This window comes from Seonamhaeicola marinus (assembly GCF_008085455.1).
On sequence record NZ_VSDQ01000744.1, the window covers coordinates 1 to 1,273 of the forward strand.

At 37.0% G+C, this 1,273-nt stretch carries 2 pseudogenes; both read left to right on the top strand.

What is annotated here, in order from left to right:
* Positions 1-202 (top strand): annotated as a pseudogene (locus FUA24_RS23305) (homogentisate 1,2-dioxygenase); the annotation flags it as partial.
* Between the two features lie 128 nt (positions 203-330).
* Positions 331-1,273 (top strand): annotated as a pseudogene (gene hppD / locus FUA24_RS23310) (4-hydroxyphenylpyruvate dioxygenase); the annotation flags it as partial.

Here is a 1,273-nt window from a genome sequence, read left to right on the forward strand (position 1 = left end):
AAATGATGTAGAAGCTGGCCATATTTCACTACATCCAGCAGGTATTCCGCATGGGCCACACCCAGGCGCTACAGAGCGCAGTATTGGTAAACAAAAAACCGAAGAATTAGCCGTTATGGTTGATACCTTCAAGCCTTTAATGGTAACAGAAGAAGCCATGAAAATTGCCGATGAAAGCTATCATAAATCATGGTTAGAGTAATTTTTTTAAGAAGCTATTTCCCGCTATCCGCTATATCTTTTTCTCGTACCTCAAAAAAGGATGCCGCTGCTATCGGGGCTAAAAACAAATCAACAAAAAACAGATAAATAATTATGAGTAAACATNATTTTTTACCACTTCTTGGTACAGATTATGTAGAGCTTTACGTAGGTAACGCAAAACAAGCAGCACATTATTATAAAACAGCTTTTGGGTTTCAATCATTTGCCTATAAAGGTTTAGAAACTGGTAGTAAAGACACTGTTTCATACGTATTAAAACAAGATAAAATTCGTTTAGTTTTAACCACACCGCTAAATTCTAAAAATACAATAAATGAGCATATAGTAAAACATGGCGATGGTGTAAAAGTAATAGCACTTTGGGTAGAAGATGCCAGAAAAGCTTATAACGAAACAACTAGCCGAGGCGCAAAATCATACATTGAGCCTTACGAGGAAACAGATGAACATGGTCAGGTTGTAAAAGCAGGTATTTACACCTACGGAGAAACCGTGCATATGTTTGTAGAACGTAAAAATTACAACGGTGTATTTATGCCAGGGTTTGTAACTTGGGAGTCTGATTATAAACCAGAACCTTTGGGTTTAAAATACGTAGATCATATGGTTGGTAACGTTGGTTGGGGCCAAATGAATACCTGGGTTAAATGGTATGAAGACGTTATGGGCTTTGAAAACTTTTTATCATTTGATGATAAGCAAATACACACAGAGTATTCGGCACTAATGAGTAAAGTAATGAGTAATGGTAATGGGCGCATAAAATTTCCAATAAATGAACCTGCCGAAGGTAAAAAACGTTCGCAAATTGAAGAATATTTAGATTTTTATGAAAGTGCAGGCGTGCAGCATATAGCCGTAGCTACAGATGATATTATTAAAACCATAAAAGGTATGCGTGCAAGAGGTGTAGAGTTTTTATCAACACCACCCGATGCTTATTATGAGGCGGTGCCTGAGCGTTTACTAACGCACAACCATGAATTACGTGAAGATATTGAAACCCTAAAAAGTTTGGGTATAATGATTGATGCTGATGAGGAAGGTT